General features: G+C 42.3%; 25 protein-coding genes. 20 read left to right on the top strand and 5 right to left on the bottom strand.

Going from position 1 to position 23,002, the window contains the following annotated elements; all coding sequences use genetic code 11:
• Nucleotides 1-94: 94 nt before the first annotated feature.
• Nucleotides 95-1,021, top strand: a complete 927-nt coding sequence (locus tag G343_RS0111885) for an MBL fold metallo-hydrolase (RefSeq protein ID WP_020008373.1) — start codon at nt 95-97, stop codon at nt 1,019-1,021.
• Here G343_RS0111885 and G343_RS0111880 read toward each other — a convergent pair.
• Together G343_RS0111880 and G343_RS0111875 are read right to left on the bottom strand one after the other, a co-directional pair.
• A complete protein-coding gene (locus tag G343_RS0111880) occupies nt 996-1,916 on the bottom strand; it encodes an alpha/beta hydrolase (protein ID WP_020008372.1) in 921 nt (306 codons plus the stop codon). The two genes, G343_RS0111885 and G343_RS0111880, sit on opposite strands and share 26 nt — an antisense overlap.
• Nucleotides 1,913-2,827, bottom strand: coding sequence for an aldo/keto reductase (locus tag G343_RS0111875; RefSeq protein WP_020008371.1), 915 nt, complete (start codon nt 2,825-2,827; stop codon nt 1,913-1,915). The genes G343_RS0111880 and G343_RS0111875 overlap by 4 nt, the downstream gene beginning before the upstream one ends.
• A gap of 206 nt (nt 2,828-3,033) precedes the next feature.
• On the opposite strand from G343_RS0111875, the gene G343_RS0111870 reads away from it, so the two are divergent.
• The 4 genes from G343_RS0111870 to deoB all read left to right on the top strand — a co-directional run bounded on the left by G343_RS0111870 (nt 3,034) and on the right by deoB (nt 6,190).
• A complete protein-coding gene (locus G343_RS0111870; protein ID WP_020008370.1) occupies nt 3,034-3,585 on the top strand; it encodes an NUDIX hydrolase in 552 nt (183 codons plus the stop codon).
• 74 nt (nt 3,586-3,659) lie between these two features.
• Complete coding sequence (gene fur, locus G343_RS0111865) at nt 3,660-4,103, top strand: ferric iron uptake transcriptional regulator (protein WP_020008369.1); 444 nt, start codon at nt 3,660-3,662, stop codon at nt 4,101-4,103.
• 3 nt (nt 4,104-4,106) lie between these two features.
• On the top strand, nt 4,107-4,997 hold the full coding sequence (gene xerD, locus G343_RS0111860; protein ID WP_020008368.1) for a site-specific tyrosine recombinase XerD: 891 nt from the start codon (nt 4,107-4,109) through the stop codon (nt 4,995-4,997).
• Between the two features lie 8 nt (nt 4,998-5,005).
• Nucleotides 5,006-6,190: a phosphopentomutase gene (deoB, locus tag G343_RS0111855; protein WP_020008367.1), complete on the top strand. Its 1,185-nt coding sequence runs from the start codon at nt 5,006-5,008 to the stop codon at nt 6,188-6,190.
• A 79-nt stretch (nt 6,191-6,269) separates the two neighbouring features.
• Here deoB and G343_RS0111850 read toward each other — a convergent pair whose 3' ends face one another.
• Nucleotides 6,270-6,797: a DUF309 domain-containing protein gene (locus G343_RS0111850; protein WP_020008366.1), complete on the bottom strand. Its 528-nt coding sequence runs from the start codon at nt 6,795-6,797 to the stop codon at nt 6,270-6,272.
• Nucleotides 6,798-6,827: 30 nt separating this feature from the next.
• Between G343_RS0111850 and G343_RS0111845 the strand changes: the two genes are divergently transcribed.
• The 9 genes from G343_RS0111845 (at nt 6,828) to G343_RS0111805 (ending at nt 15,273) form a co-directional block, all read left to right on the top strand.
• The gene (locus tag G343_RS0111845; protein WP_020008365.1) at nt 6,828-7,553 is read left to right on the top strand and encodes a segregation and condensation protein A; all 726 of its coding nucleotides are present in this window, start codon (nt 6,828-6,830) and stop codon (nt 7,551-7,553) included.
• Complete coding sequence (scpB, locus tag G343_RS0111840) at nt 7,537-8,073, top strand: SMC-Scp complex subunit ScpB (protein ID WP_245541956.1); 537 nt, start codon at nt 7,537-7,539, stop codon at nt 8,071-8,073. The genes G343_RS0111845 and scpB overlap by 17 nt, the downstream gene beginning before the upstream one ends.
• Nucleotides 8,073-8,804 carry a pseudouridine synthase gene (locus G343_RS0111835; protein WP_020008363.1) on the top strand — a complete coding sequence of 244 codons (732 nt, stop codon included), beginning with the start codon at nt 8,073-8,075 and terminating at the stop codon, nt 8,802-8,804. Before scpB ends, G343_RS0111835 begins: the two co-directional genes overlap by 1 nt.
• A 92-nt stretch (nt 8,805-8,896) precedes the next feature.
• The gene (gene resA / locus G343_RS0111830; RefSeq protein ID WP_020008362.1) at nt 8,897-9,433 is read left to right on the top strand and encodes a thiol-disulfide oxidoreductase ResA; all 537 of its coding nucleotides are present in this window, start codon (nt 8,897-8,899) and stop codon (nt 9,431-9,433) included.
• Nucleotides 9,434-9,445: 12 nt separating this feature from the next.
• The gene (locus tag G343_RS0111825; RefSeq protein WP_020008361.1) at nt 9,446-11,077 is read left to right on the top strand and encodes a cytochrome c biogenesis ResB family protein; all 1,632 of its coding nucleotides are present in this window, start codon (nt 9,446-9,448) and stop codon (nt 11,075-11,077) included.
• Nucleotides 11,078-11,081: 4 nt separating this feature from the next.
• Nucleotides 11,082-12,281, top strand: a complete 1,200-nt coding sequence (gene ccsB, locus G343_RS0111820) for a c-type cytochrome biogenesis protein CcsB (protein WP_020008360.1) — start codon at nt 11,082-11,084, stop codon at nt 12,279-12,281.
• An 18-nt stretch (nt 12,282-12,299) separates the two neighbouring features.
• Nucleotides 12,300-13,007 carry a response regulator gene (locus G343_RS0111815; RefSeq protein WP_020008359.1) on the top strand — a complete coding sequence of 236 codons (708 nt, stop codon included), beginning with the start codon at nt 12,300-12,302 and terminating at the stop codon, nt 13,005-13,007.
• The gene (locus G343_RS0111810; protein WP_020008358.1) at nt 13,007-14,704 is read left to right on the top strand and encodes a sensor histidine kinase; all 1,698 of its coding nucleotides are present in this window, start codon (nt 13,007-13,009) and stop codon (nt 14,702-14,704) included. The genes G343_RS0111815 and G343_RS0111810 overlap by 1 nt, the downstream gene beginning before the upstream one ends.
• Before the next feature lie 5 nt (nt 14,705-14,709).
• Nucleotides 14,710-15,273 carry an ECF transporter S component gene (locus G343_RS0111805; protein WP_020008357.1) on the top strand — a complete coding sequence of 188 codons (564 nt, stop codon included), beginning with the start codon at nt 14,710-14,712 and terminating at the stop codon, nt 15,271-15,273.
• 30 nt (nt 15,274-15,303) lie between these two features.
• On the opposite strand, the gene G343_RS0111800 is transcribed toward G343_RS0111805, so the two are convergent.
• Nucleotides 15,304-15,552, bottom strand: coding sequence for a ferredoxin (locus tag G343_RS0111800; RefSeq protein WP_020008356.1), 249 nt, complete (start codon nt 15,550-15,552; stop codon nt 15,304-15,306).
• 187 nt (nt 15,553-15,739) lie between these two features.
• On the opposite strand from G343_RS0111800, the gene G343_RS0111795 reads away from it, so the two are divergent.
• Entirely contained in the window at nt 15,740-16,885 is a 1,146-nt protein-coding gene (locus G343_RS0111795; RefSeq protein ID WP_020008355.1) for a LysM peptidoglycan-binding domain-containing protein, read from the top strand.
• A gap of 13 nt (nt 16,886-16,898) precedes the next feature.
• Nucleotides 16,899-17,876: a YpdA family putative bacillithiol disulfide reductase gene (locus G343_RS0111790; RefSeq protein WP_020008354.1), complete on the top strand. Its 978-nt coding sequence runs from the start codon at nt 16,899-16,901 to the stop codon at nt 17,874-17,876.
• A gap of 21 nt (nt 17,877-17,897) precedes the next feature.
• Here G343_RS0111790 and G343_RS0111785 read toward each other — a convergent pair whose 3' ends face one another.
• Complete coding sequence (locus G343_RS0111785; RefSeq protein WP_033426616.1) at nt 17,898-18,881, bottom strand: asparaginase; 984 nt, start codon at nt 18,879-18,881, stop codon at nt 17,898-17,900.
• 48 nt (nt 18,882-18,929) lie between these two features.
• On the opposite strand from G343_RS0111785, the gene cmk reads away from it, so the two are divergent.
• The 4 genes from cmk to der all read left to right on the top strand — a co-directional run bounded on the left by cmk (nt 18,930) and on the right by der (nt 22,998).
• Complete coding sequence (cmk, locus tag G343_RS0111780) at nt 18,930-19,589, top strand: (d)CMP kinase (protein WP_020008352.1); 660 nt, start codon at nt 18,930-18,932, stop codon at nt 19,587-19,589.
• A gap of 3 nt (nt 19,590-19,592) precedes the next feature.
• A complete protein-coding gene (locus G343_RS0111775; RefSeq protein WP_020008351.1) occupies nt 19,593-20,168 on the top strand; it encodes a lysophospholipid acyltransferase family protein in 576 nt (191 codons plus the stop codon).
• A 74-nt stretch (nt 20,169-20,242) separates the two neighbouring features.
• Nucleotides 20,243-21,586: a 30S ribosomal protein S1 gene (gene rpsA / locus G343_RS0111770; protein ID WP_020008350.1), complete on the top strand. Its 1,344-nt coding sequence runs from the start codon at nt 20,243-20,245 to the stop codon at nt 21,584-21,586.
• 101 nt (nt 21,587-21,687) lie between these two features.
• Nucleotides 21,688-22,998 carry a ribosome biogenesis GTPase Der gene (der, locus tag G343_RS0111765; protein WP_020008349.1) on the top strand — a complete coding sequence of 437 codons (1,311 nt, stop codon included), beginning with the start codon at nt 21,688-21,690 and terminating at the stop codon, nt 22,996-22,998.
• Nucleotides 22,999-23,002 lie beyond the last annotated feature (4 nt).

The raw sequence follows: 23,002 nt of genomic DNA, 5'->3' as shown, positions 1-23,002 counted from the left end.
TAAATTTTTCCTTATATTATTATTCCACTGAACACTGAAAAATACAACTCTTTGGTATGATATAATAGACCAAAAATTAAACACAGGTGATCATATGAAATTTACAATTTTAGGTTCTGGGGCAGGTATACCATCCAGAACAAGAAATACACAAAGCTATATACTCGATGTCGTCGAAGAAATCAACCAGTACTTTCTCATAGATGCTTCAGAAGGGCTGCAGCATAGAATTCTTCATACCAACTACAGACCCTCCAAGATAAAACACGTGTTCATCACACACTTGCATGGCGACCATACTTTTGGTCTGCCGGGGTTTCTTCTGTCAAGAGCAAACCAGGGCGGAGCGGGCATTCCGCTGACCATTTACGGACCCAAAGGATTGAAGGAATGGATAGACATAACGATGAAGATGAGTCATTCGTATGTCAATTATCCGATTCAATATGTTGAATTGTCTCATAATGAAACCTATGAGGTCGAAGGGTTTGAAATAACCACCCGGCTTCTGGATCATACGGTCGACAGTTATTTATACGTATTTCAGGAGCCTGACAAAAAAGGAAGCCTGAACAGCAGCAAGCTTAAGGAAATCGGAATAGAGCCGGGACCTGCCTATAAAGAGATAAAAGAATCGTCCACCTTTGAATTTGAAGGCAGTACTTACTGCACTGAGGAATTTTTAAGCCCCGGGATACCCGGCAGAAAAATTTCAGTGCATGGAGATACAAGGATCATAACAAAAGATGATTATATGTCCCTGGTTGACGGTTCGGATTTAATCGTTCATGAAGCCACTTATCTTGATGGTGAAAATGAAAAAGCACATAAGTATTTCCATTCGGAAATACAGAATGTGCTCAATAATTTTTCTGAAATAACGTACGGCAAAATATTGATGAGCCATGTAAGCAACAGATATGATGACAAATTTATTGGAACATTAGCAGAAAGTCTCCCTGAGAATGTCTTTGTCGCCCATGATTTTATGGAGGTCACCATCCCCCGTATTTATGGATAAAATCGCCGACAACCTGACGATATTCCCTGGGATTTCGATTATAGCTTTCAACGTGCCCGCCATGCTCTGGATACCATGCCATTTTTGGCGTTTTTTTCTTCTCATATAATTTCCTGGTCTGTTCATACGGTATGAATTTATCAGGCTTGGAATGGATAAAAAGCATCGGCTGTTCTATATGATCGATCACACGGATCGGTGAGACTTTAAATAGAGAGAAGCTGCTTCTTATCCTGAAAAATATATTTGTAAACAGCAGTACCAATGGAGAGCCAATTTTCGTATACTGACTGAATATATTGGTCAGCTCATCCCCAAGCGTTGAAAAAGAGGCATCGGAAATATAAAATTTCGCTTTATTTGAGAGTTCTCCGCCATACAGAATCATTGTTGCTGCACCCATGGATTCCCCATGTATGCCAAACTCGATATCCGGCCCGTAATGTTCAAATAAATAATCAACAACTGTTTCGAGATCATACTTTTCATAAAAACCGTAAGTGGAATGTACACCGCCTGTATTCCCGTGACGTCTTGCATCATAGATGACGCAGTTATACCCCATTTCTGCAAACATGTTCAAATATTTGATTGAACTGATTTTATTTTCGGTGACACCGTGGCAGAGGACAACCCACTTTTTTGAATCGTTGGGATGGACAAAAATCGCATTGATGCTGTAATCAAACTTCGAAGGTATCAGTACATCGTCCTGCTTCAGCTGTTTGAACTCTTCCATATTCAATCGTTTTGCCCTTGTCTCCCGCCTTTTTATCACTTCTACATCCCGCAGTTTAAAGAATAGAATTTGATTTGAAGCATAGTATCCCAAAGAGACAAATAGTGCAACCAAAGAAGTGGCTGCTGTAATCAGCCACGTTGCCAGGGACTTCATAATCTATGCGCTCCATATTTTATTGGCTTGATCTTGTTGAAAATATCTTCATATGATTTTTGGCTGATATCTTCAATCCTATTGTAACTTTGCAAGTTAGCCTTCAACTGTTCAAAACTGCTGACACCATTTACGATTACTGAATGATGTGCCCTCAAAAATCTATACGATAAGGCGGTAAGGTCATCGTTTAATGCCGCCAGTCCTTCTACAGACTGATTGAGCTCATGATGCGTGTAGTCAAGCAGGCCAGCCTTGAATTTCCGCTCAAGCACTTCATCGGACTTATCACTTAACAACCCCTGCATTACCGGACCTCTGGAGAGTAACCGTATGGAGTCATCGAGATCTTTGAGCATTTCTGCCGGGCGATTATCAATCGGATTGAACTGCATCATCAGCGTGGCGATTGAACTGTGTTTTTGATAATAGTCAATCACATTCATACGTATGGACGAAATACCGTAAGCCTTAATTGTGCCCTCCTGTTTCAACTCATCAAATGCTTGTATTGTCTCATCTTTATCATCTTCAATCATACCTCCGTGCAGCTGGTAAAGGTCGATCTGGTCAACGCCGAGACGTGACAGGGAATCTTTCACAGCAGATTTGATATAAGGGGCTGTCGGATTCCACGCAATTTTTTCTTTCTTTGCGGCATCAAATTCATTACCGACCTTTGTACCGATGGTGAAATTATACCGGGAGCGGTATTTGTTGAGAATCTCTCCGACAACTTTTTCATTTTCACCGAATTGATAAAAATCTGCGGTGTCAAAATAGTTGATCCCGGACTCAAGTGCAAACGCTATAATTTTTTCCGTCTCAGCCGGATCATCAATCGGCAGATTCATACATCCCAGTGAAAATTCGGACACTGGGGGAATATCTTTAATTTCCAAGTAATTCATTTAAATCATTCCTTCGTTAACAATTTCTATTTAAGATGCTTTAAATTAATTATACCAATACTGAACTCATTATTGCATTAATCTGCTGAGCGTATCATAATATAATGGTTAAAGTTTCCGCAGATTTTTATCAATAAATTATTTTTATGATAACATGTGTATATCAACACTTGAAATTTCGACCATGGGAAGGAAGATTAGCGGCTATGACAATGGAAGATGAACACTTGAAAGAAACCACCATTCATACAGACAGGATTTTTGACGGGAGAATCATCCAGGTTGACCATAGTACTGTTCAATTACCAGACGGCTCTGAATCAAAGCGTGAAATAGTATATCATAATGGGGCAGTTTCTGTAATCGCGGTACACAGGGGTTTGATGTATTTTGTCCGACAGTATCGAGTGGCTCCGGATGAAGTCCTGTTTGAAATACCCGCGGGAAAGATTGAAAAAGGCGATATACCTCACGACGCTGCTGTGCGGGAACTCGAAGAAGAGATTGGTGCGACTGCTGGGAATATTGAGCAGCTGTTCGAATTTTATGTTTCACCAGGCTTTTCAAACGAACTGGTTTCCCTGTATGAGGCGAAAAATATCCGGCTGAAAGATCAGAAGCTTGATGAGGATGAGTTCCTGGACATTGAAAAGGTACCTCTCGACCGTCTGCACAGCCTGCTCATGAATGGAACCATCAGAGATGCTAAAACAATTATTGCTGTGCAATATGTATTATCAAAGTATAATTTAGAATGATTATAAATAAGACTTTTAAAATATTTATAAATTAGGTATAATGTTTGTGATAAACAAACAAAGTAGGTGAACTTGTGGAAAACAGGATTCAGAGTATCAAAGACGCGCTGCAGGAAGCCAGATATAAACTGACTCCCCAGAGGGAAGTTACTGTCAAAGTATTACTTGAGAACGAAAAAGATCATCTAAGTGCGGAAGATGTCTTTATGAAGGTAAAGGACAAGTACCCTGAAATTGGATTAGCGACAGTATATCGTACGCTTGAACTGTTAAGCGACCTTAAGGTCCTCGACAAAATCAACTTTGGAGATGGGGTCAGCCGTTACGACCTCAGGAAAGAAGGCGCAAAGCATTTCCACCATCACCTCGTCTGTATGGAATGCGGTTCAGTAGAAGAAATAGAAGAAGATCTGCTTGTTGAAGTTGAAAAGACAGTAGAGAAAGATTATGATTTTAAAATTTTGGATCACCGTCTTACTTTCCATGGAATATGTAAAAAGTGTCAGACGAAGGAGTAGATGATGAATTTTGAAAGACATATGGATGAATATCTGCTCTTTTTGAGCGTGGAAAAAGGGTTAAGCCAGTCTTCGATAGAATCTTACAGCCAGGATTTAAAACAGTACCTTTCGTTTTTAGAAGACAACGGTGTATCGGAATACAATGATATTGACACAGAATTACTTATTTTATTTTTAAAAGTTTTAAAAGAAAGTGGCAGGAGCGGGAAAACGCTGAGCCGGATGCAATCCACGCTCAGGAATTATCATCAGTTTCTTCTAAATGAAAATATCACATCAAAAAATCCGGCGTTAAGACTTCAATCCGTTAAAGAAGATAAGAAACTGCCGGTCTATCTGACTGTGGAAGAAATGGAGACACTATTACGGACACCTGATGATTCCCGAGCCGGCTCGAGAGACCGTGCGATGATGGAGCTTCTCTATGCTTCCGGGCTGAGGGTCAGTGAAATCATAGATATCAGCATGACTGATTTGAATATCGCTCTCGGTTTCATCAAAGTCAGAGGCAAGGGGAGCAAAGAAAGAATTGTACCGATGACGGATTATGTGGGAAGGCTGCTGCAGGAATATATGGAGACCCATCGATTGGAACTGTTGAAAGATGATCATACTGATGCATTATTCATCACCAACCGGGGTAAAGGGTTTACAAGACAGGGGCTTTGGAAAACAATTAAAAAATATGAACTGTTAAGCGGGATCGGTAAGAATATTACCCCGCACACTTTCAGGCATTCCTTTGCCACTCATCTGATTGAAAATGGTGCAGATTTGAGAGCCGTCCAGGAGATGCTTGGACATTCAGATATCAGTACAACTCAAATCTATACGCAAATCTCTGCCGTAAAAATCAGAGAGATGTATAAACGATTCCACCCAAGAAAGTAGGAGATATTATGTTTAACAGAATTCATCTGATCGTTCTGGATTCGGTTGGCATCGGTGCCCAGCACGATGCTGAAGCATTCGGCGATAAAGGTTCCCACACTTTAAAAAACACGCTGGAGACCCATGGGGTTGAACTGCCTCACCTGGAGAAGTTTGGCCTGGGTTGTATAGATGCACTTCCAGGAGTTGGATGCCCTGAGGAGCCTGAAGCCTTTTACAGTAAAATGGATGAGATTTCAAAGGGTAAAGATACAATGACAGGGCACTGGGAAATTGCCGGTTTAAATATTACAGAGCCTTTCAAAGTATATCCTGACGGATTTCCGCAAGCACTTCTGGATGCCATTCGTGAAGCAACCGGCAGAGATATCGTGGGCAACAAACCGGCAAGCGGTACTGAAATCATTAAAGAATACGGTGAACACCAGCTGGAAACCGGCGATCTTATTGTTTATACTTCCAATGACCCAGTGCTGCAGATAGCAGCCCATGAAGATGTGATTCCATTGGAAGAACTTTATCAAATCTGCTCAAAGGTCAGAGAAATGACTAAAGAACCTGAATTTCTGGTCGGGCGTGTTATCGCCAGACCGTATGTCGGGGAATCAAGAGAGAATTTCACACGAACAGAAAACCGGCATGACTATGCACTTGAACCATTTGGCAGAACCGTGTTGAATTCACTTGATGAAAATGACAAAGATGTGATTGCCATCGGTAAAATTGAGGATATATTTACCGGCTCGGGTGTGACTGAAGCCGTGCGGACTAAAAATAATGAAGACGGTGTCGATAAACTTCTTGAAGTAATGGACAAAGAATTTGAAGGCTTATCATTTTTAAATCTTGTGGATTTCGATGCTTTATATGGCCACCGGCGTGATCCAAAAGGCTACAGTAACGCCTTAAAATCATTCGATGACAGGATCCCGGAGATTCTCTCCAAATTAAGGGAGAACGATCTCCTCATTATCACTGCTGACCATGGCAATGATCCCACTTTCACCGGAACCGACCATACGCGTGAAAGTGTCCCGCTTCTGATCAAAGCTGGCAGAGCCATGAATTACGGACGAATTCGCAATTCTGAAACCTTCAGTGATATTGCAGCAACCATCGCAGAAAATTTTGGAATTGAATATGCGACTCACGGCAAAAGTCTGACAGGAGTGTTAAAACAGCATGAAGAATAGATATTCCATCTTTATCACACTCTTCATACTTGCACTCATCTGGGGCCTTGTATACTGGTTTGTCATTGTTTAGAAAACATCATTTCAGATGTTTTCTTTTTTTAAGCACATTTTGTCCCGATTCGTGAACATGGTCTTTGTTTCTCAGCAAATGCTTATGGATGATGAATTCATCATTGTTTTCATATGTTTCCGCCCACCGTTCAAATTCATCAAAGCTTGAATGGGTGCCGTACTCGGCGTAAAGTTGGTACAGGACACTGTGTTTCAATGGAAAGATCATTGGCTCGAAAGATTTCTCTCTGATGTGATTCTTCCGACTCGTGATTCTGCAGATCACATCACTGTCAAGACCCAGTTCATCAAGATCATACTGATTATCATTGTAGAGCTTCAGCGCACGTTCCATCAGTTTTTCAGCACCTTTTATGTTCTGTCTTCTGTAATGATATTCGGCGACAGCAATCTTAATCAAGAACACTTCAGGATCTTCTTTCGTCCTTACCTGTTTCTCATTCCATGCATCTTCCATGATTTCATGGCATTCAAAGTAATCTTGCTTTATAATGAGTTCGTTATAGAATTCCAACAGCACTGACAGTTTCAAAGTAATACACTCCCGTGAAGAGGTAATTTTATGGATGAATACAAAGTAAAACTCGATATATTTGAAGGCCCCCTCGACCTTCTCCTACACTTAATAAATGAGCTGGAGATTGATATCCATGATATACCCATGAAGATCCTTACCAGACAGTATATGGAATATATCGCTCAAATGAAAGAACTTGAAATCAACATTGCAAGTGAGTATCTTGTAATGGCAAGTGAACTTCTGAAGATTAAAAGTCGTATGCTGCTGCCTGAACCCGCTTATATGGAAGAAGAGGAGAGCGACCCGAGGGAAACGCTCATGGAACAGCTGTTGGAGTATCAAAATTATAAGCATTACGCCGAACAGCTGGAGCAATTAAAACAGGAAAATGACAAAATATTTATAAAAGCACCGCACGATCTTCAAGAACAGGATACAACAGGGACAGAAATTGAAATTTCCCTTTCGGATTTAGTTTCAGCGTATCAGAAAGTATGTTCCAGGGTCACACTTGAACGTCCTAAAAATATAACAATCCAGAGAGAACCTGTTTCAATGGAAGATGCAGAAGCGTTCCTCAGCACAAGATTTAATGAGAAGGATACACTCACATTAGATGAAATTTTTACTTTTCATGAGTCTAAACAGATGGTTGTGGCCGTATTCATGACCATATTAAATCATGTTAAATCAGGGGTACTTGGAATCATAATGCACACACAGGGAAGTTTGGAAATTGAAAGGCTGTCACATGATGGAGAAAATTGAGATTATAGAAGGTCTGCTCTACATTGCCGGCGACACCGGCTTGACTGAAGAGCAATTGATTATGCATGTCCCGATTACGAAGGAACAATTAAATATTGAAATAGGCAATTATGATAAAAGTAACTTTTTAATCAAGCGGCATGGAAACAATTATTTTTTGGAGACAACAAAAGATATGGAAAAATATATAAAAAGAATCCTTGATGATAAACCCTCATCGAAGCTGTCACAGGCATCTTTGGAAGTACTGTCCATCATTGCCTACAATCAGCCGGCAACAAGGAACGATATAGAAATGCTGAGAGGAGTTGCTTCAGACGGGCCTGTATCCACTTTGCTCAGTAAAGGTGTCATCGCAAAGAAACAGATGCAGGATGAACGGGCAGACCATTTTGTAACAACTGACTACTTTCTGCAGATTTTCGGCCTTCAGTCTTTGCATGAACTCCCTTCACAGCAAGAAATCGCCGAACAGGAAGAAATGGATTTATTTTTTGATAGCTTAGAGGAGGAAAAATGATGGAAATGGAAAAAGTAAGATTACAAAAAGCAATTTCCCAGGCCGGTGTCACCTCGAGAAGAAAGGCTGAGACAATGATTGCCGAAGGCAGGGTTACTGTCAACGGAAAGACGGTCACTGAATTGGGGACAAAGGTCGCCTCAGTTGACAGGATAGAAGTGGATGGCGTGCCGCTGACGACAGAAGAGCGGGTGCACATTCTCTATTACAAACCCGCCGGGGAAATTTCGGCTGTTGAGGATGACAGAAGCCGTAACACAGTCACGGACGCTTTCAAGGAACTGGATGTCAGATTATATCCTGTGGGAAGATTGGACTATGATACATCAGGCATCCTGCTTCTGACCAATGACGGTGAGTTCACACAATACATGACACATCCAAAATATAAAATGAGGAAAACATACCGGGTGAAGATAGATGGTATCTTAAAAAGGGAACAGCAGAAGGAAATGCGCACGGGCATTATGCTGGATGATGGCAAAACTGCCCGTGCCGGTCTCAGGGTAATCAGGGACAAGAAGGACAGGCAGATGATTCTGGAACTGACGATCCACGAAGGCAGAAACAGACAGGTCAGGCGAATGTTCGAACACTTTGGTCTGAATGTTGTCAAATTGACCAGGATCCAATATGATTTCCTGAACTTGAACGGTCTTGCAGAAGGTGAATACAGGTTTTTAAAACCTTTTGAAGTAAAGAAACTGATCAGTAATGCGAAAGAGACTTAAAATGGCGCCAATTGTCATAATACTGTCATACAGGACCCTTTTATAAAATGGTATAATGACATTCATGATCATATGCACAGGTAGGTGAGAAAATGCAGAAAAAGACCCGTAATTTCCTGAGGATCAGTATCATCCTGACAATCACAGTCCTTATAGGGATAACACTCTGGTTTAATCTTACTTCTGACAATAAAACAGTCGCTGTCGGTGATGATGCTGTGGATTTCCAGCTGAAGACATTGGACGGTGAAGACTTCAGACTGTCGGATCTGACAAATGACAACAAAGGTGTCATATTGAACTTCTGGGGGACGTGGTGTGAACCCTGTCGTGAGGAAATGCCCGATATGAACCAAATATATACTAACGATTACAACGATAACTATGAGATCGTGGCAGTCAACGTTGCTGAAAATGAACAGCAGATTCAACAGTTCATTGCCGGACTCGATGCTAATCTTGAATTCCCGATTGCACTGGATAGCTCCAGAAGTGTGACCGAAGCATACAACATCGGTCCTCTGCCGACAACCATTGCAATTGACAAAGAAGGCAAGGTTGTCAGAAAGCAGGAATATCAGCTCACACAAGATGACATCTTGGCATTTATAAATGATGCCACTGGATAGGATGAGTGAATGATGGAATTAAAAGAAATCAAATGCGAATCCTGCGGTCATGTCAATCCGCCGGGCACACAATTGTGCCAGTCCTGCGGAAAAATGATCAACAGCGATTACGATAAAAAGAAAATAAAGGATGTCATGAGGTATGACGGCAGTGCGGTAAGGTCAAAAGTGAGACAAAAGAGTATTTTTGACAAGATTTGGATCTTTTTCACTTCCGTTAAAATCGGCATCTCCATTATCTTACTAATTGCAATCGCTGCTGCTATCGGAACAATCTTTCCGCAGGAATATTTTATCCCGATAGGTGCCGACCCCGCTGAATATTACAGTGATACATATGGTACTTTAGGTTATCTGTACTACACCCTCGGTTTCCACAATCTTTATTCATCCTGGTGGTTCGTACTTCTGAACGGTATGCTTGCCCTGTCCATCATTGCTGCAAGTATCGACAGGGGCGTACCGTTGTTCAAATCACTGCACAAACAGCGGGTGAAGAAACACGAATCATTCTATAGAAGGCAGCGTCTTCACAAGCAGACAGATCACACAGCGGATACTGAAAAAATTGTCGAAGGGTTATCAGATAAAAGATATAAAGTACGTAAAGACGGGGATAATTATTTCCTCGAAAAAGGGAAATTGTCAAGATACGGACCCTATATCAACCATGTCGGACTGATCATTCTCCTGTTTGGAAGTATGCTGAGATTTTTCCCCGGCATGTATGTCGATGAAATTGTCTACGTCAACGAAGGCGAGCAAGAAGCGCTGCCGGCAACTGACGGTGAATATTATGTTGAAAATAATAATTTCACGCTCGATACTTATAATGAAGATGCAAAAGAAGTATTCGATGAATCATTGAATCAGAGAAATATGGTAGTCAGCAATTTCCAGACAGATATTACCGTTTATGAGAATAGCAGCGCGGATATTGTCGGTGCAGAGCCGGAATTGGAAGAAGTCGACCAGCACAGTATACAGGTCAATCATCCTTACCGTTTCGGTTCTTATGAGCTTTACCAGTCCAGCTACGATAATACACAGTTGAAATCACTGACATTCAGGCTTGAGGATAGTGATGGAAATACGCTCGGGGAAAACTTCACAGTCAATTTGGATAACCCTGAAGAAAGCTACCAGATTAATGAGGATATAGAAATTAATATGAGGGCCTATGCCCCGGACTTTTTGGAAATTGATGAAAATGGCAGCCTGGTTTCCGAAACCCCTGTACCGAACGATCCGGCATTCGTTTTTGAAACAAACGATGGTGAAGATAGTGAGCTAAGCCTTCTGCAAGTAATGAACAGTACAGACATTACGGAAAATAACGATTACAACATTCGGTTTGTTGAATCCGAGGAACATATCGCCAGCGTGCTCACACTTAAGAAGGACTTGACGGTGCCGTTTATCGCAAGCGGTTTTATCATTTTCCTCATCGGGCTGTTCACCGGCTCATATGTTAATCACAGGCGTATATGGATCAGTGCGGAGGACGGATTCACCCTTGGGGCTCATACCAACAAGAACTATTTTGGCATGAAGAAAGAATTGAATCAGGTATTGGACTCAATTGGATCTGAGCCGGTATCAGACAGATTAGATGACGAACATAACGGTAAAGAGAAGGAGTAATAATATGGAATCCCAACTCGTGACACTTAGCAGCAGTTTGCTGTTTGCAGCGTTTATCATATATCTTGTTGCCATGGTGCCGCTTGCAACAAGTATTAAGTCGAAATCGAAAAAACCCGGCCAAATATCAATAGTTATGGTAATAATTGGTTTTATTTTGTCGCTCTCCTACTTTATACTAAGATGGATAGCACAAGGACATGCACCGGTATCAAACATGTATGAGTTCATTACAATGTTTGCAATCATGATGATTGCCGGTTTCCTGATTACGTACTTTTATTTCAAAACTCAGCTCTTTGGGCTTTTTGCTCTGCCGGTTGCCATGCTGCTGATGGCTTATGGCAGTATGTTTTCAAGGGAAGTGGAACCGCTGATTCCAGCATTGCAGAGTAATTGGCTGGCGATACATGTTATTACAGTCACATTGTCATATGGTATACTTTCCATGAGTGCGGTAGCCGGCTTGATCTATCTCTTAAAATCCGTACCGTCAGATGAAAAATCCTGGCGCGCAAGATTTCTGGAATCCATTATGGCTCTAATCATTATCGTGATCGCCTATATTGGGACGACCATTCTCATGCAATCTATCATAGGCTACCAGGACGATTTTTATTACACGGATAAACAGGGGCAGACACAAATAGCTGAATATCATCTGCCGAGTCTGGTAAACTATGAAGATGCGATACCTGTGGAGAACGTCGGTGATAATAACTATGAGGAAGCAGATCATTTCCACAGTGGCATCAACCTGCCCCCAATCATCAACTCACAAAGCCTGAACACTGTCATCTGGGCAGTCCTGGCCGGTCTTGTACTTTATGGCATCATCAGACTGGCAATCAGAAAACGAATTACCGCTCTGATTAAACCATGGACCGATCGGGCAGACCTTAATCTGATGGATGAAATTGGCTATCGTTCGGTGATTATCGGGTTCCCCTTGTTCGCGCTGGGCGGCATATTCTTTGCAGCGATCTGGGCACAGATTGCATGGAGCAGGTTCTGGGGTTGGGATCCGAAGGAAACCTGGGCTTTCATCACCTTTATGTTCTACACAATATTCCTGCACCTGAGATTGAACAGAGGTTATGAAGGTGAAAAGTCAGCATGGCTGGCGATCATCGGATTCCTTCTCATCCTTTTCAACCTCATCGCAATAAACCTGCTGGTCTCGGGCCTGCATTCTTACGCATAATAAGGAAAGAGGGTTTGTATGGCTGAAAAGATACTCATCGTTGATGACGAAGAACGCATTAGAAAATTATTAAATATGTATTTGGTACGGGAAGGCTATGAAACTGTTGAGGCCGCTGATGGACAGGAGGCGCTTGATTTGGCCATGGGGCAGGATTTCCACTGTATCCTGCTCGACCTTATGATGCCGAAAGTGGACGGGATTGAAGTTGCCAAACAACTGAGGAAGCAAAAGTCCACACCAATCATCATGCTCACTGCAAAAGGAGAGGAGAACAACCGTGTGGAAGGTTTCGAAGTTGGCGCAGATGATTACATCGTCAAACCATTTTCACCACGGGAAGTCGTCCTCAGGGTAAAGGCCATTTTAAAACGGTCATCGGAAACTGCATTCATAGAAGCCGATGCTACAGCGAAAGATGTCATCGCCTATGACCATCTTGTCATTGACAATGATGCCCATAGGGTACTTGCCAATGAGGTCAAAGTGAATCTCACGCCGAAAGAATACGAACTGCTGCTCTTTTTAGCAAAAAGTCCTGACAAAGTCTTCGATCGGGAAGTGCTGCTCAAGGAGGTTTGGCACTATGACTTCTACGGTGACCTAAGGACAGTGGATACCCATGTCAAAAGGCTCAGGGAAAAACTCTACAAAGTCTCTCCGGAGGCCAGTGAAATGATTCATACTGTATGGGGCATCGGTTATAAATTTGAGGTTAATGAATAATGAAGAAGTTAAACAGTGTGGTGATGAAACTGTGGTTGACTATCATATTGATAGTGACTACAGTTTTAATTATATTATCTGTAATTCTAAGTTTATACTTCAGAAATTATATGTTGAATTCAACAGAGACACTGCTTGAGGAAGAAATAACAAGAGCCGAAGAAAACATACTGGCAGAACATGATATTGAGGATTTGAATACCAGTCTGCTGCGGGAAGAAAATCTGATCGTCTACTATGACGGACAGATGCTCTCCCGGCAGTCTGCAACTGACAGGGCAGTTTTCCAACGGGTGATGGACAGCGGCAGTGAAGGAAATACCTATATTCTGGATAATATTAACGACCATAGCTATATGGCTAAAGTATCCGATCTGAGCGATTATTTCGCCAGTGATGCTGCAGTCATTAAGTACAGTGATTTGGAAGATATCAATGAGTCCATGGCTGCAGTCACTATGATTATTGTCGGCAGCGCATTGGTCCTGTTCCTGATTACCACATCATTTGCTTTCTTTCTCATCAGCAGAATAACCAGACCTTTGATCCGGCTGAAAGACTCTGCCTTTAAAACTGCCCGAGGAGACTATAATACCCTGGAAGTGAAAAACAGGGACGAAATCGGTGAGCTGACGCTCGCCTTCAATAAAATGAACAATGACATACAAAATAATATCAATCAGATTGTCCATGAAAGGAATCTGAGGGAACAGATTTTCACTTCGATGAATGAAGGGGTCCTGTACTTCGACAGCGATGCCAGTCTGATCTACAGTAACAGAAAAGGTAATCTCCTTTACGATTCCGCCCAAAATGAAAAAGATAAATTTGATACTCTGAACAAAGATATAAAAGATGTCGCAGAAACAAAAGCTTCTGCCGTAGAACGGGTAGAGATCAATGACCGGCATCTGCAGTTTGCTTATACGCCTGTCGAAAAGGACAGTGAACACTTTGGTGTAATATTACTGATACGTGACATTACGCAGGAAGTAAATACAGAAAAAATGCGTTCAGAATTTATCGCCAATGTGTCCCACGAACTTAAGACACCGATGGTCATGCTGAGCGGGTACTCTGAAGCGCTTCAGGATGAAATCGTGACAGATCCAAAAGAAGTCAGAGAAATGGCAGGTATCATTAAAGATGAGTCCGATCGTATGAATACGATGGTCAACGAATTGATTACCATAGCCAGAATGGACAGCAGGTCAGACTTTTTCAATATTGGGGAAAATGACCTCGGTGTGCTTTTGGATAAGCTGAAATCAAGACTCAGAAAGGAAATGGATGATAACGATATTGATTTCTTAGTGGATATCGGAGGCATTGACCCGGTCTTTGACTTCGATTATGATAAATTGGATCAGGTACTGACAAACCTTGTGGATAATGCGATTCGCTATACTTCAGAAGGAGACCGTATCAGCATTCTGGCAAGAGACAGCGGTCACTTCAAAGTGATTGAAATCTCGGATACCGGGACCGGTATTATGCCGGAGCACCGGGAGAGAGTGTTTGAGAGGTTCTATAAAGTGGATGAATCAAGGACACGCGGTAAACACGGCACCGGCCTCGGTCTTTATATTGTACGAAGCATCATTCACAGACATAATGGCACAATCGAACTTGAAAGCGAGTACGGCGAAGGAACGACATTCCGTGTCATACTGCCCAAATCAAATGCAGAGGGATGAGAATTATGAAACAAAATAAGTTAACACGGCTGATCATCATAAGCATCCTCGGCGCACTGTCTTTCATTCTTATGCTTATTCAGTTTCCGCTTCCATTTCTGCCGCCTTTTTTGACAGTGGATCTATCTGATATACCGGCATTTATAGGATTCATGCTGCTCGGAGGTGCTGCAGGTTCACTGGTCATCATTTTGAAAATTGTCCTGTTCGGACTGCTGATGGCTAGTGAGCCCGTCGGTCCGCTGGCAAATATGCTTGCAGCTTTCGCACTGCTTCTGCCGATATATTTCGTCTATATGAAATACCAGAGCCGAAAATCATTACTGATTGGTTTCGCAGCAGGCACACTGTCGCTGACATTGATGATGGCAGTGCTGAATTACTTTATACTGCTGCCAATGTACGGTTTGATCATCGACCATACCGATTTGATTGCCAATATCAGGACAGTGGTCACTGCAGGCATTATTCCGTTCAATATTGTAAAAGGTATTATAGTATCACTGGTGGCATATCTGATTTATATTAAACTGCTGCCAAAGCTGAAAAATCTGTATTATGACAAGTAAAACCGGGGCATTCAGCCTCGGTTTTAAAATTTATTCAAATTTGAATGGATCACCATCAAATGGCTCTGTTTCAACTTTTATAGAATCTGTAGGACATCCATCGAATGCATCTTCCAGGGCTTCTTGCAATTTTTCAGGCACAGCAGCCGTTCCTGCGTTATCATCCAGTATGACATAAGCAATGCCATCATCGTCATAGTCGTATATATCCGGAGCCGCAGCTCCGCAGGCGCCGCATGCAATACAGGTATCCTGGTCAACAATGGTATATTTTCTCAAGCTCAAATTTCACCTCGCAAAATTACTTCCATATAATTTTAAGATCAAATGCTATTTATTTCAATGAAATGCATCTATATGTATGAAATAATCAACCATCTGAATGATACTGAGTCTGTTATCTCTTTAAATTGTAATGAAAACGTAATATAATTAATCAATAACATACTGTTTGAGGAGAATGTCTATGAAGGACGATTTTTACAAAGATTTAGAACATAAACGTGCTCAAAAAGAGACAGATGATGCTCACGAAAATAATAGTGATAAATCCGAAAATTCCACAGAAGATAAAGAACCTGTCATGACACGGGCTGCCCGCCACCGTCCAAAACAGGAAAAAAAAGAAAAGCAAAACAAAGAAAAAACAACGCCTTTTAAAAATATTGGCCAAAGAGTGACGGGTTATGTGAATAAGGAGAAACTGGGCAGGGCAAAAGCTTTTTTTGCAGGCAGACTATCCGCTTACAGAAACCGTCTGAAAGAGGAATTGAATGTATCAAAAACAAAGCTGTCCGAGATAAGAAACAGACAGACAAATGATGATAATACAGCTGAAGTCAGCCAGGACAGCACTGATGCAAACGGTGGAAAAAAGAAAAACATTGTACCCATCATCATCGGCGGCATCATCATACTCCCGATTACGATCATGCTCTTTGCAATGATCACATCCAACTTCTGGCCGTCCGACACCGGAACTGAAGGACAGATCGCAGGGGGCGGAGATGAAGAATCAACATCAGAGGAAGCAGCATCAGAAGAAAATACCTCTGAAAACGTGGATGAAGATATGCAGGAACAGAAAGCAGAGATGGAGCGTGAACTCGCTGAATCCCATTCCGATGAAGATCAGCCCGAGGACAGTGGCAGTGAGGACAGCGGCGGCGAAGACTCCGGAAATTCAAATTCAGGCAATGATTTAGGCACCGGGGATGTACAGGTTGAATATTCAGAGGAAGAGCAGGATGAACTGGAGGATGCTTCAGAATCAGCAATCGCTGACAAAGAATCCGGCAGCAGCACCAATGACAGCGAATCTTCAGACGAAGAAAACACCGAGGAAGAAAGTACTGAGGAAGAAAGTACTGAAGAGGTAACTCAAGAATCCCCAGAAGAAGAAACAACTGAGCAGCCTGCCGAGGAACAGACTGGAGAAAGCACTGGAGATGCCGTATCACATGTGGTGAGTGCCGAAGATAATTTATACAGGATTGCGATCCGCTATTATGGCAGCGGCACCTCTGAAAATGTCGACAGGATCAGAGAGGCCAACGGTGGTATCAGCAGTGATGCTCTGACCGTCGGCGAGGAATTAGTTATACCACAGTAGAAAGGTGCTATCAATGAAACACATCGAAACGATTATTGTAGGTGCCGGTCCATGCGGTTTATCAGCTGCGATAGAACTTGAAAAAAATGGACTGGATTACCTGGTTATAGAAAAAGGAAACATCGCACAGGCAATATTTAATTATCCGACACACCAGACATTTTTCTCATCAAGTGAAAAGCTTTCCATTGGTGACTTTCCATTCATCACCGAAGCCCATAAGCCGAAGCGAAATCAGGCGCTTGTCTATTACAGGGAAGCCGTCAAACATTTTGATCTCAACATCAACACCTATGAAGAGGTCACCTCAGGCAGAAAGGAAAACAGCAGATTCATACTGGAATCTTCAAAAGGCAGGTACAGCTGTAAATATTTGATCATCGCTACCGGCTATTACGGTCAGCCGAATGCATTGAACGTTCCGGGGGAACACAAGGCCAAGGTCTCTCACTACTTTAAAGAGGCACATCCCTTTTTCAACCAGAATGTGCTCATTATCGGCGGTAAAAATTCCAGTGTGGATGCAGCGATCGAACTTGAAAAAGCTGATAGCAACGTGACGGTTGTATACCGTCAGGATGCATATTCCCAAAGTGTTAAACCGTGGGTGCTGCCCCAATTTGATTCACTCGTCAAACATGAGAAAATCAATATGCACTTCAGCACTGATGTTAAGGATATCAAAAATGACAGTGTTGTACTTGAAAAAAATGGAGAAACATTTGAAATTGTCAATGATCATGTATTTGCCATGATTGGGTACCGCCCGGATTACCGGTTTTTGCAATCACTTGGTATCGAGTTAAATGAAAATGAATTCGGCACAGCGCCGTATCATAATCCCGGGACAATGGAAACCAATGTCAATGGTCTGTATATCGCGGGCGTAATTGCTGCCGGTAATGATGCCAATACGATATTTATTGAAAACGGCAGATTTCATGGCGTCAGGATAGCGGATGATATTTTCAGGAAGGAAAAGGAATCATAAAAGCTCCCGTCCGGGAGCTTTTTAATGTTTGAATACTTCTTTTATATCGCCGTATCCCAAACCGTCAGAGAGGGCGAGCAGTAATTTGATCCTGGCTTTCTGGCCGTTGAGTCCGTTTGAAAATATAACTCCGCGTTCTGAGAGGTCATGGCCGCCGCCTTCATAATCGTAATAGCTCCCGACGATTCCGTTGAAGGCGCGGGACACAAGTACTACAGGCAGCTGCCGGTCCAATATGCGCTGCAGGCCACCGAGGGCATCCGGAGGGATGTTGCCCTGACCGAGCGCTTCGACAACAATACCATCGTAACCAGCGGCCAAAAAGGCATCAAACAGCGTGCCGTCCATATCGGAATGTGCTTTAACCAGACCAACTTTACAATAAATATCTGCTTTGACGAATAGATTCTGGGGATTGATCTGATGATGATACTGTATATCATCCTTCGTTAAAAATCCGATGGGTCCATGGTTCGGACTCTGGAATGTGGCTATATTTGATGTGTGCGTCTTGGTTACATTCCTTGCAGTATGTATTTCATCATTAAAGACAATGAGTACACCACGATGATATGATTGTTCATTCCGGGCGGCTCGGAGGCTTGAAATATAGTTGTACAGACCGTCAGATCCGATTTCGTCAAACGGCCGCATGGCACCGGTAACAATGACTGGATGCGGCAGATTCAGCGTCAGATCCAGAAAATATGCAGTTTCTTCCAAAGTATCAGTGCCATGTGTAATCACAAATCCATCAAAATCATCCTTTTCATCAAGGATGGTATCTTTTACAATCAGCATATCGTTCAGTGTGATGTGCGGGGAAGGTTTTTTCACCGGGTATCTTTCTTCCAAGGTGATATTCAGATCTATTGCACCGCCTATTGATACAGGATTTTCATTACTCTCAGTCACCAGGCCGCCGGCTGAAGACATGCTGATTGTACCGCCGGTATGAATTGCTAATATTTTTTTCTGCACACTGCTTCCTCCTAAACGATTCATTTAAATATATGATAGAATAAACTGGAACATTCAACAAGGCGGGTTTATATGACAAAGAATATCAACATTGCGATCGACGGTCCTGCAGCGGCAGGAAAGAGCACAATTTCAAAACGCATCGCGGAACGTCTGCAATATATCTACATTGATACGGGCGCGATGTACCGTGCAATCACTTTACATGTATTAAATAACGGCAGAGAGGCGCTTGATCATCTGGATGGACTGGATATCAGATTTTCCAATGACACGAACCGTGCGATTTTCCTGAATGGCACAGATATTTCAGAAAAGATCCGTTCCCGGGACGTTACAGCCAATGTCAGTGAAATATCAAGCATCAGCGCTGTAAGAGAATATCTTGTAAAAATGCAGAGAGTCATAGCAGATGAAAAAGGGGTGGTTATGGATGGCAGAGACATAGGCACAACAGTACTGCCCGAAGCCGAACTTAAGGTTTACATGAAAGCTTCTCCCGAAATCAGGGCAAAGCGCAGGCTGAAGGATGAAAATCAAAGAGGGATTGATGTCGAGCTTTCAACGCTTGTGCAGCAGATCATCCGGCGTGATGACCTGGATATGAACAGGGATATCTCGCCACTTAAAAAAGCTGCTGATGCAATACTTCTCGATACCAGCCACATGAGCATAAAAGAGGTTGAAGACAAAATCGTCCGCATGGCTGAAGAAATACTGAAGGGAGAGTAATTGATGTTCTATAAGATTGCCAGGGGAGCTGTAAAAAGGTTTTATCATGCAAGATACAAGATAAATGTGATTGGCAAGGACCGCATCCCCAAAGAGGGACCGGTGATCATATGCAGCAATCATATTTCAGAATTTGATCCGCCGCTGATTGGCATCAGTGTTGACAGGGAGATGTCTTTCTTTGCCAAATCTGAACTTTTCAAAATTCCAGTCCTTGGATACTTGATCAGTCATCTCAACGCATTTCCAGTCGAAAGAGGCAAAAGCGACCGGGCTGCTTTGAAGAAATCCGTAGAAGTACTGAAAGACGGCAATATGATGCTTATGTTTCCAGAAGGCTCACGCAGCAATACAGGAAAACTCAAAGATCTGCAGCAGGGCGCAGGGTTCCTGGCGGTTAAATCTGAAGCACAGATTGTTCCGGCAGCCATAAAAGGCAGCTATAATCGAAAAAAAGGAATCACCGTAGTATTCGGGAAACCTATCGATACAAAAGCACTCACAGCAGAGGGTTACAATCGTAAAGACATCACCGTGGAAATCACAGAAAATATAAATACTCTTTTATTTTCTGAATAATCACTTGACAAATCAATATATTTATAAGAAGTTAGGTATATATACTTTTTAGTAATGTAAATGGAGGCAGGCACATGACGACAGATAATTTTAAAAACGAAGAAAATCAGGAAGAGACCAACATCTCTACTGACAACCAGGATTCCCCTGAAACCAGCGAAGATGTATCTTCACTGGAACATGGCAATGATGAGGAAGTAAGCTCAACAGAAGAAAATAACGGAGATCCTACTGAGGAATCTCAGGCTGCATCTGATGAAGTCGCAGATGAGGCAGCCCATCAGGCAGAATTCGAAGTTGGACAGACTGTCAGCGGTACTGTCTATAAGATAGAGGACAAATTCGTCAAAGCTCATATTGAAGGCTCTGATTTTGAAGGTATCGTTCCTATCAGTCAGCTTACAAGCAAAAGGATTGAACGTCCGGAGGAAATCATCTCTGAAGATGATTCCATTGAAGGTGTTGTGATTAAAGTTGAAAATGAACAAGACCGCAACAATGTAATCCTTTCGATCAGAAAGCTCGAAGAATCTAATGCATATGACTCTCTTCAATCGGCAAAAGATAATGACGAGACGATTACAGGAACAGTGATGGAAGTTGTAAAAGCCGGACTCGTAATTGACGTTGGTGTAAGAGGTTTCATCCCTGCATCTCTGCTGTCAGATGCTTACATTGAAGATCTGGAACAATTCGACGGACAGGATCTTGAAGTGAAAGTCGAAGACATCGAACCGGAGAAAAACCGTGTGATACTCAACAGAAAACGTATCGTTGAATCCGAGAAGGCTGCAGAAAGGCAAAAACAGCTTGAATCTCTTGAAAACGGCAGTATCATTGAAGGCGAAGTTGTACGCATCACAACGTTTGGCGCATTCATCAACCTTGGTGAAGTGGATGGGCTGGCCCACATTTCAGAGCTCAGCTACCAGAGAGTCGAAAAAGTTGAAGATGCGGTAAGCATCGGTGACACGGTCCAGGTTAAGATTCTCGATGTGGACCCTGAGCAGGAAAGGATCAGTCTGTCACTTAAACAGGCACAGGAAAGCCCATTCGAAGGCTTTGCAAAAGAATATTCTGCCGGTGATGTACTTGAAGGCACTGTTAAAAGACTTGTGGACTTCGGTGCTTTTGTCGAAGTGACGCCGGGCGTTGAAGGCCTCGTACACGTATCTGAAATCAGCCATGATCATGTGGCTGTGCCATCAGATGCTCTGCAAGAAGGTCAGACTGTCGATGTCAAAATTCTTTCCCTTAATGAAGACTCCGAAAAAATTTCTTTATCCATTAAGGAAACAACTGAAAAGACTGCGGCATCGACAGAAGATCAGCCAAAAGTTTACCGTGATGATTCGCAGGATGAAGGTCCCACGCTCGGAGATGTATTCGGAGATCGTTTCAAAGATCTTGATATTTAAATTGTTATAAAAATGACATGATTTGGATTCAATAAAGGGCGATGTTTATCGCTCTTTATTTTATTTTTGTGTTAAAATAAATTTAAAATAGGAGGGAACCTATGTACAAACCGACCATCGCAGTAGTAGGGAGACCAAATGTTGGGAAATCCACTCTGTTCAATAGAATTATAGGAGAAAGGAAAGCCATTGTGGAGGATACACCGGGTGTGACCCGGGACAGACTCTATGCTGCAGGTGACTGGTTGAACTATGAGTTTAATGTCATTGATACAGGCGGTATAGAATTGAAAGGGGAGCCTCTGCAGGAACAGATTAAAATGCAAGCTGAAATCGCCATCCTTGAAGCAGATGTCATCCTGATGATCACCAATGGGAAAGAAGGTGTGACAGAGGATGATCTTCTTGTTGCACGCATCTTGCAAAAATCCAAAAAACCGGTAGTACTGTCCGTTAATAAAATCGACAATTATGAAATGCGAAGTGAGATTTACGAATTCTATCAGTTGGGACTGGGAGAACCTTTTCCTGTATCAGGCTCACACGGCCTGGGACTTGGCGATGTACTGGATGAATCGGCAGCACACTTCAATGCGCTGGAAAAGGAAACGGAAATTGATACTTCCGTAAAGGTTTCATTGATCGGACGGCCTAATGTGGGGAAATCAAGCCTGATTAATGCCATTTTAGGAGAGGACAGAGTCATCGTCTCTGATACTGGCGGCACTACTAGGGATGCCATTGATACACCATATACTTATGATAATGAAGAATATACACTGATTGACACAGCCGGCATGCGTAAAAGGGGAAAAGTCTATGAAGCGACAGAAAAGTATTCTGTTTTAAGGGCAAACCGCGCAATAGAACGTTCGGATGTTGTACTTATGGTAATTAATGGCGAAGAAGGTGTTTTGGAACAGGACAAAAAAATCGCTGGTCTTGCCCACGAGGGGGGCAGGGCAGTCATTTTCCTTGTTAACAAATGGGATGCAGTAGAAAAAGATGACAAGACCATGAAAAACTTTGAAAAAAAAATCAAAAAGGAATTTCAATTCCTGAATTATGCGCCTGTCGTTTTTGTTTCCGCTTTAAAAAAGACCCGGCTTCTCACCGTATTTCCCATGATCCGATTAGCCAATGATTCCCATAAAAAACGTGTGCAATCGAGTACGCTCAACGAAGTGATCGTTGACAGTGTCAGCATGAATCCAACACCAACTGACAAAGGCAGACGTTTAAAAATCTTCTATGCCACACAGGTCAGTGTTGCTCCGCCAACATTCGTCCTGTTTGTCAATGATGTTGAATTAATGCATTTTAGCTACCGGAGATATATTGAAAATCAGCTGAGAAGTGCCTTTGATTTTACCGGTACTCCCATTCATGTCATTACTAGAAAACGTAATTAAGGAG

The sequence above is a fragment of the Salinicoccus albus DSM 19776 genome (assembly GCF_000385175.1).
In the GTDB taxonomy this organism is placed as follows: Bacteria; Bacillota; Bacilli; order Staphylococcales; family Salinicoccaceae; genus Salinicoccus; species Salinicoccus albus.
Note: the sequence above shows the minus strand (reverse complement) of the source record. Positions and strands in the feature narration are given on the sequence as shown.

Coding starts and splice junctions, on each gene's coding strand:
- G343_RS0111885 (WP_020008373.1), top strand. CDS start 95: ATGAAATTTACAATTTTAGGTTCTGGGGCAGGTATACCATCCAGAACA.
- G343_RS0111880 (WP_020008372.1), bottom strand. CDS start 1,916: ATGAAGTCCCTGGCAACGTGGCTGATTACAGCAGCCACTTCTTTGGTT.
- G343_RS0111875 (WP_020008371.1), bottom strand. CDS start 2,827: ATGAATTACTTGGAAATTAAAGATATTCCCCCAGTGTCCGAATTTTCA.
- G343_RS0111870 (WP_020008370.1), top strand. CDS start 3,034: ATGACAATGGAAGATGAACACTTGAAAGAAACCACCATTCATACAGAC.
- xerD (WP_020008368.1), top strand. CDS start 4,107: ATGAATTTTGAAAGACATATGGATGAATATCTGCTCTTTTTGAGCGTG.
- deoB (WP_020008367.1), top strand. CDS start 5,006: ATGTTTAACAGAATTCATCTGATCGTTCTGGATTCGGTTGGCATCGGT.
- G343_RS0111845 (WP_020008365.1), top strand. CDS start 6,828: ATGGATGAATACAAAGTAAAACTCGATATATTTGAAGGCCCCCTCGAC.
- scpB (WP_245541956.1), top strand. CDS start 7,537: ATGATGGAGAAAATTGAGATTATAGAAGGTCTGCTCTACATTGCCGGC.
- G343_RS0111835 (WP_020008363.1), top strand. CDS start 8,073: ATGGAAATGGAAAAAGTAAGATTACAAAAAGCAATTTCCCAGGCCGGT.
- resA (WP_020008362.1), top strand. CDS start 8,897: ATGCAGAAAAAGACCCGTAATTTCCTGAGGATCAGTATCATCCTGACA.
- G343_RS0111825 (WP_020008361.1), top strand. CDS start 9,446: ATGGAATTAAAAGAAATCAAATGCGAATCCTGCGGTCATGTCAATCCG.
- ccsB (WP_020008360.1), top strand. CDS start 11,082: ATGGAATCCCAACTCGTGACACTTAGCAGCAGTTTGCTGTTTGCAGCG.
- G343_RS0111815 (WP_020008359.1), top strand. CDS start 12,300: ATGGCTGAAAAGATACTCATCGTTGATGACGAAGAACGCATTAGAAAA.
- G343_RS0111810 (WP_020008358.1), top strand. CDS start 13,007: ATGAAGAAGTTAAACAGTGTGGTGATGAAACTGTGGTTGACTATCATA.
- G343_RS0111805 (WP_020008357.1), top strand. CDS start 14,710: ATGAAACAAAATAAGTTAACACGGCTGATCATCATAAGCATCCTCGGC.
- G343_RS0111795 (WP_020008355.1), top strand. CDS start 15,740: ATGAAGGACGATTTTTACAAAGATTTAGAACATAAACGTGCTCAAAAA.
- G343_RS0111790 (WP_020008354.1), top strand. CDS start 16,899: ATGAAACACATCGAAACGATTATTGTAGGTGCCGGTCCATGCGGTTTA.
- G343_RS0111785 (WP_033426616.1), bottom strand. CDS start 18,881: ATGAATCGTTTAGGAGGAAGCAGTGTGCAGAAAAAAATATTAGCAATT.
- cmk (WP_020008352.1), top strand. CDS start 18,930: ATGACAAAGAATATCAACATTGCGATCGACGGTCCTGCAGCGGCAGGA.
- G343_RS0111775 (WP_020008351.1), top strand. CDS start 19,593: ATGTTCTATAAGATTGCCAGGGGAGCTGTAAAAAGGTTTTATCATGCA.
- rpsA (WP_020008350.1), top strand. CDS start 20,243: ATGACGACAGATAATTTTAAAAACGAAGAAAATCAGGAAGAGACCAAC.
- der (WP_020008349.1), top strand. CDS start 21,688: ATGTACAAACCGACCATCGCAGTAGTAGGGAGACCAAATGTTGGGAAA.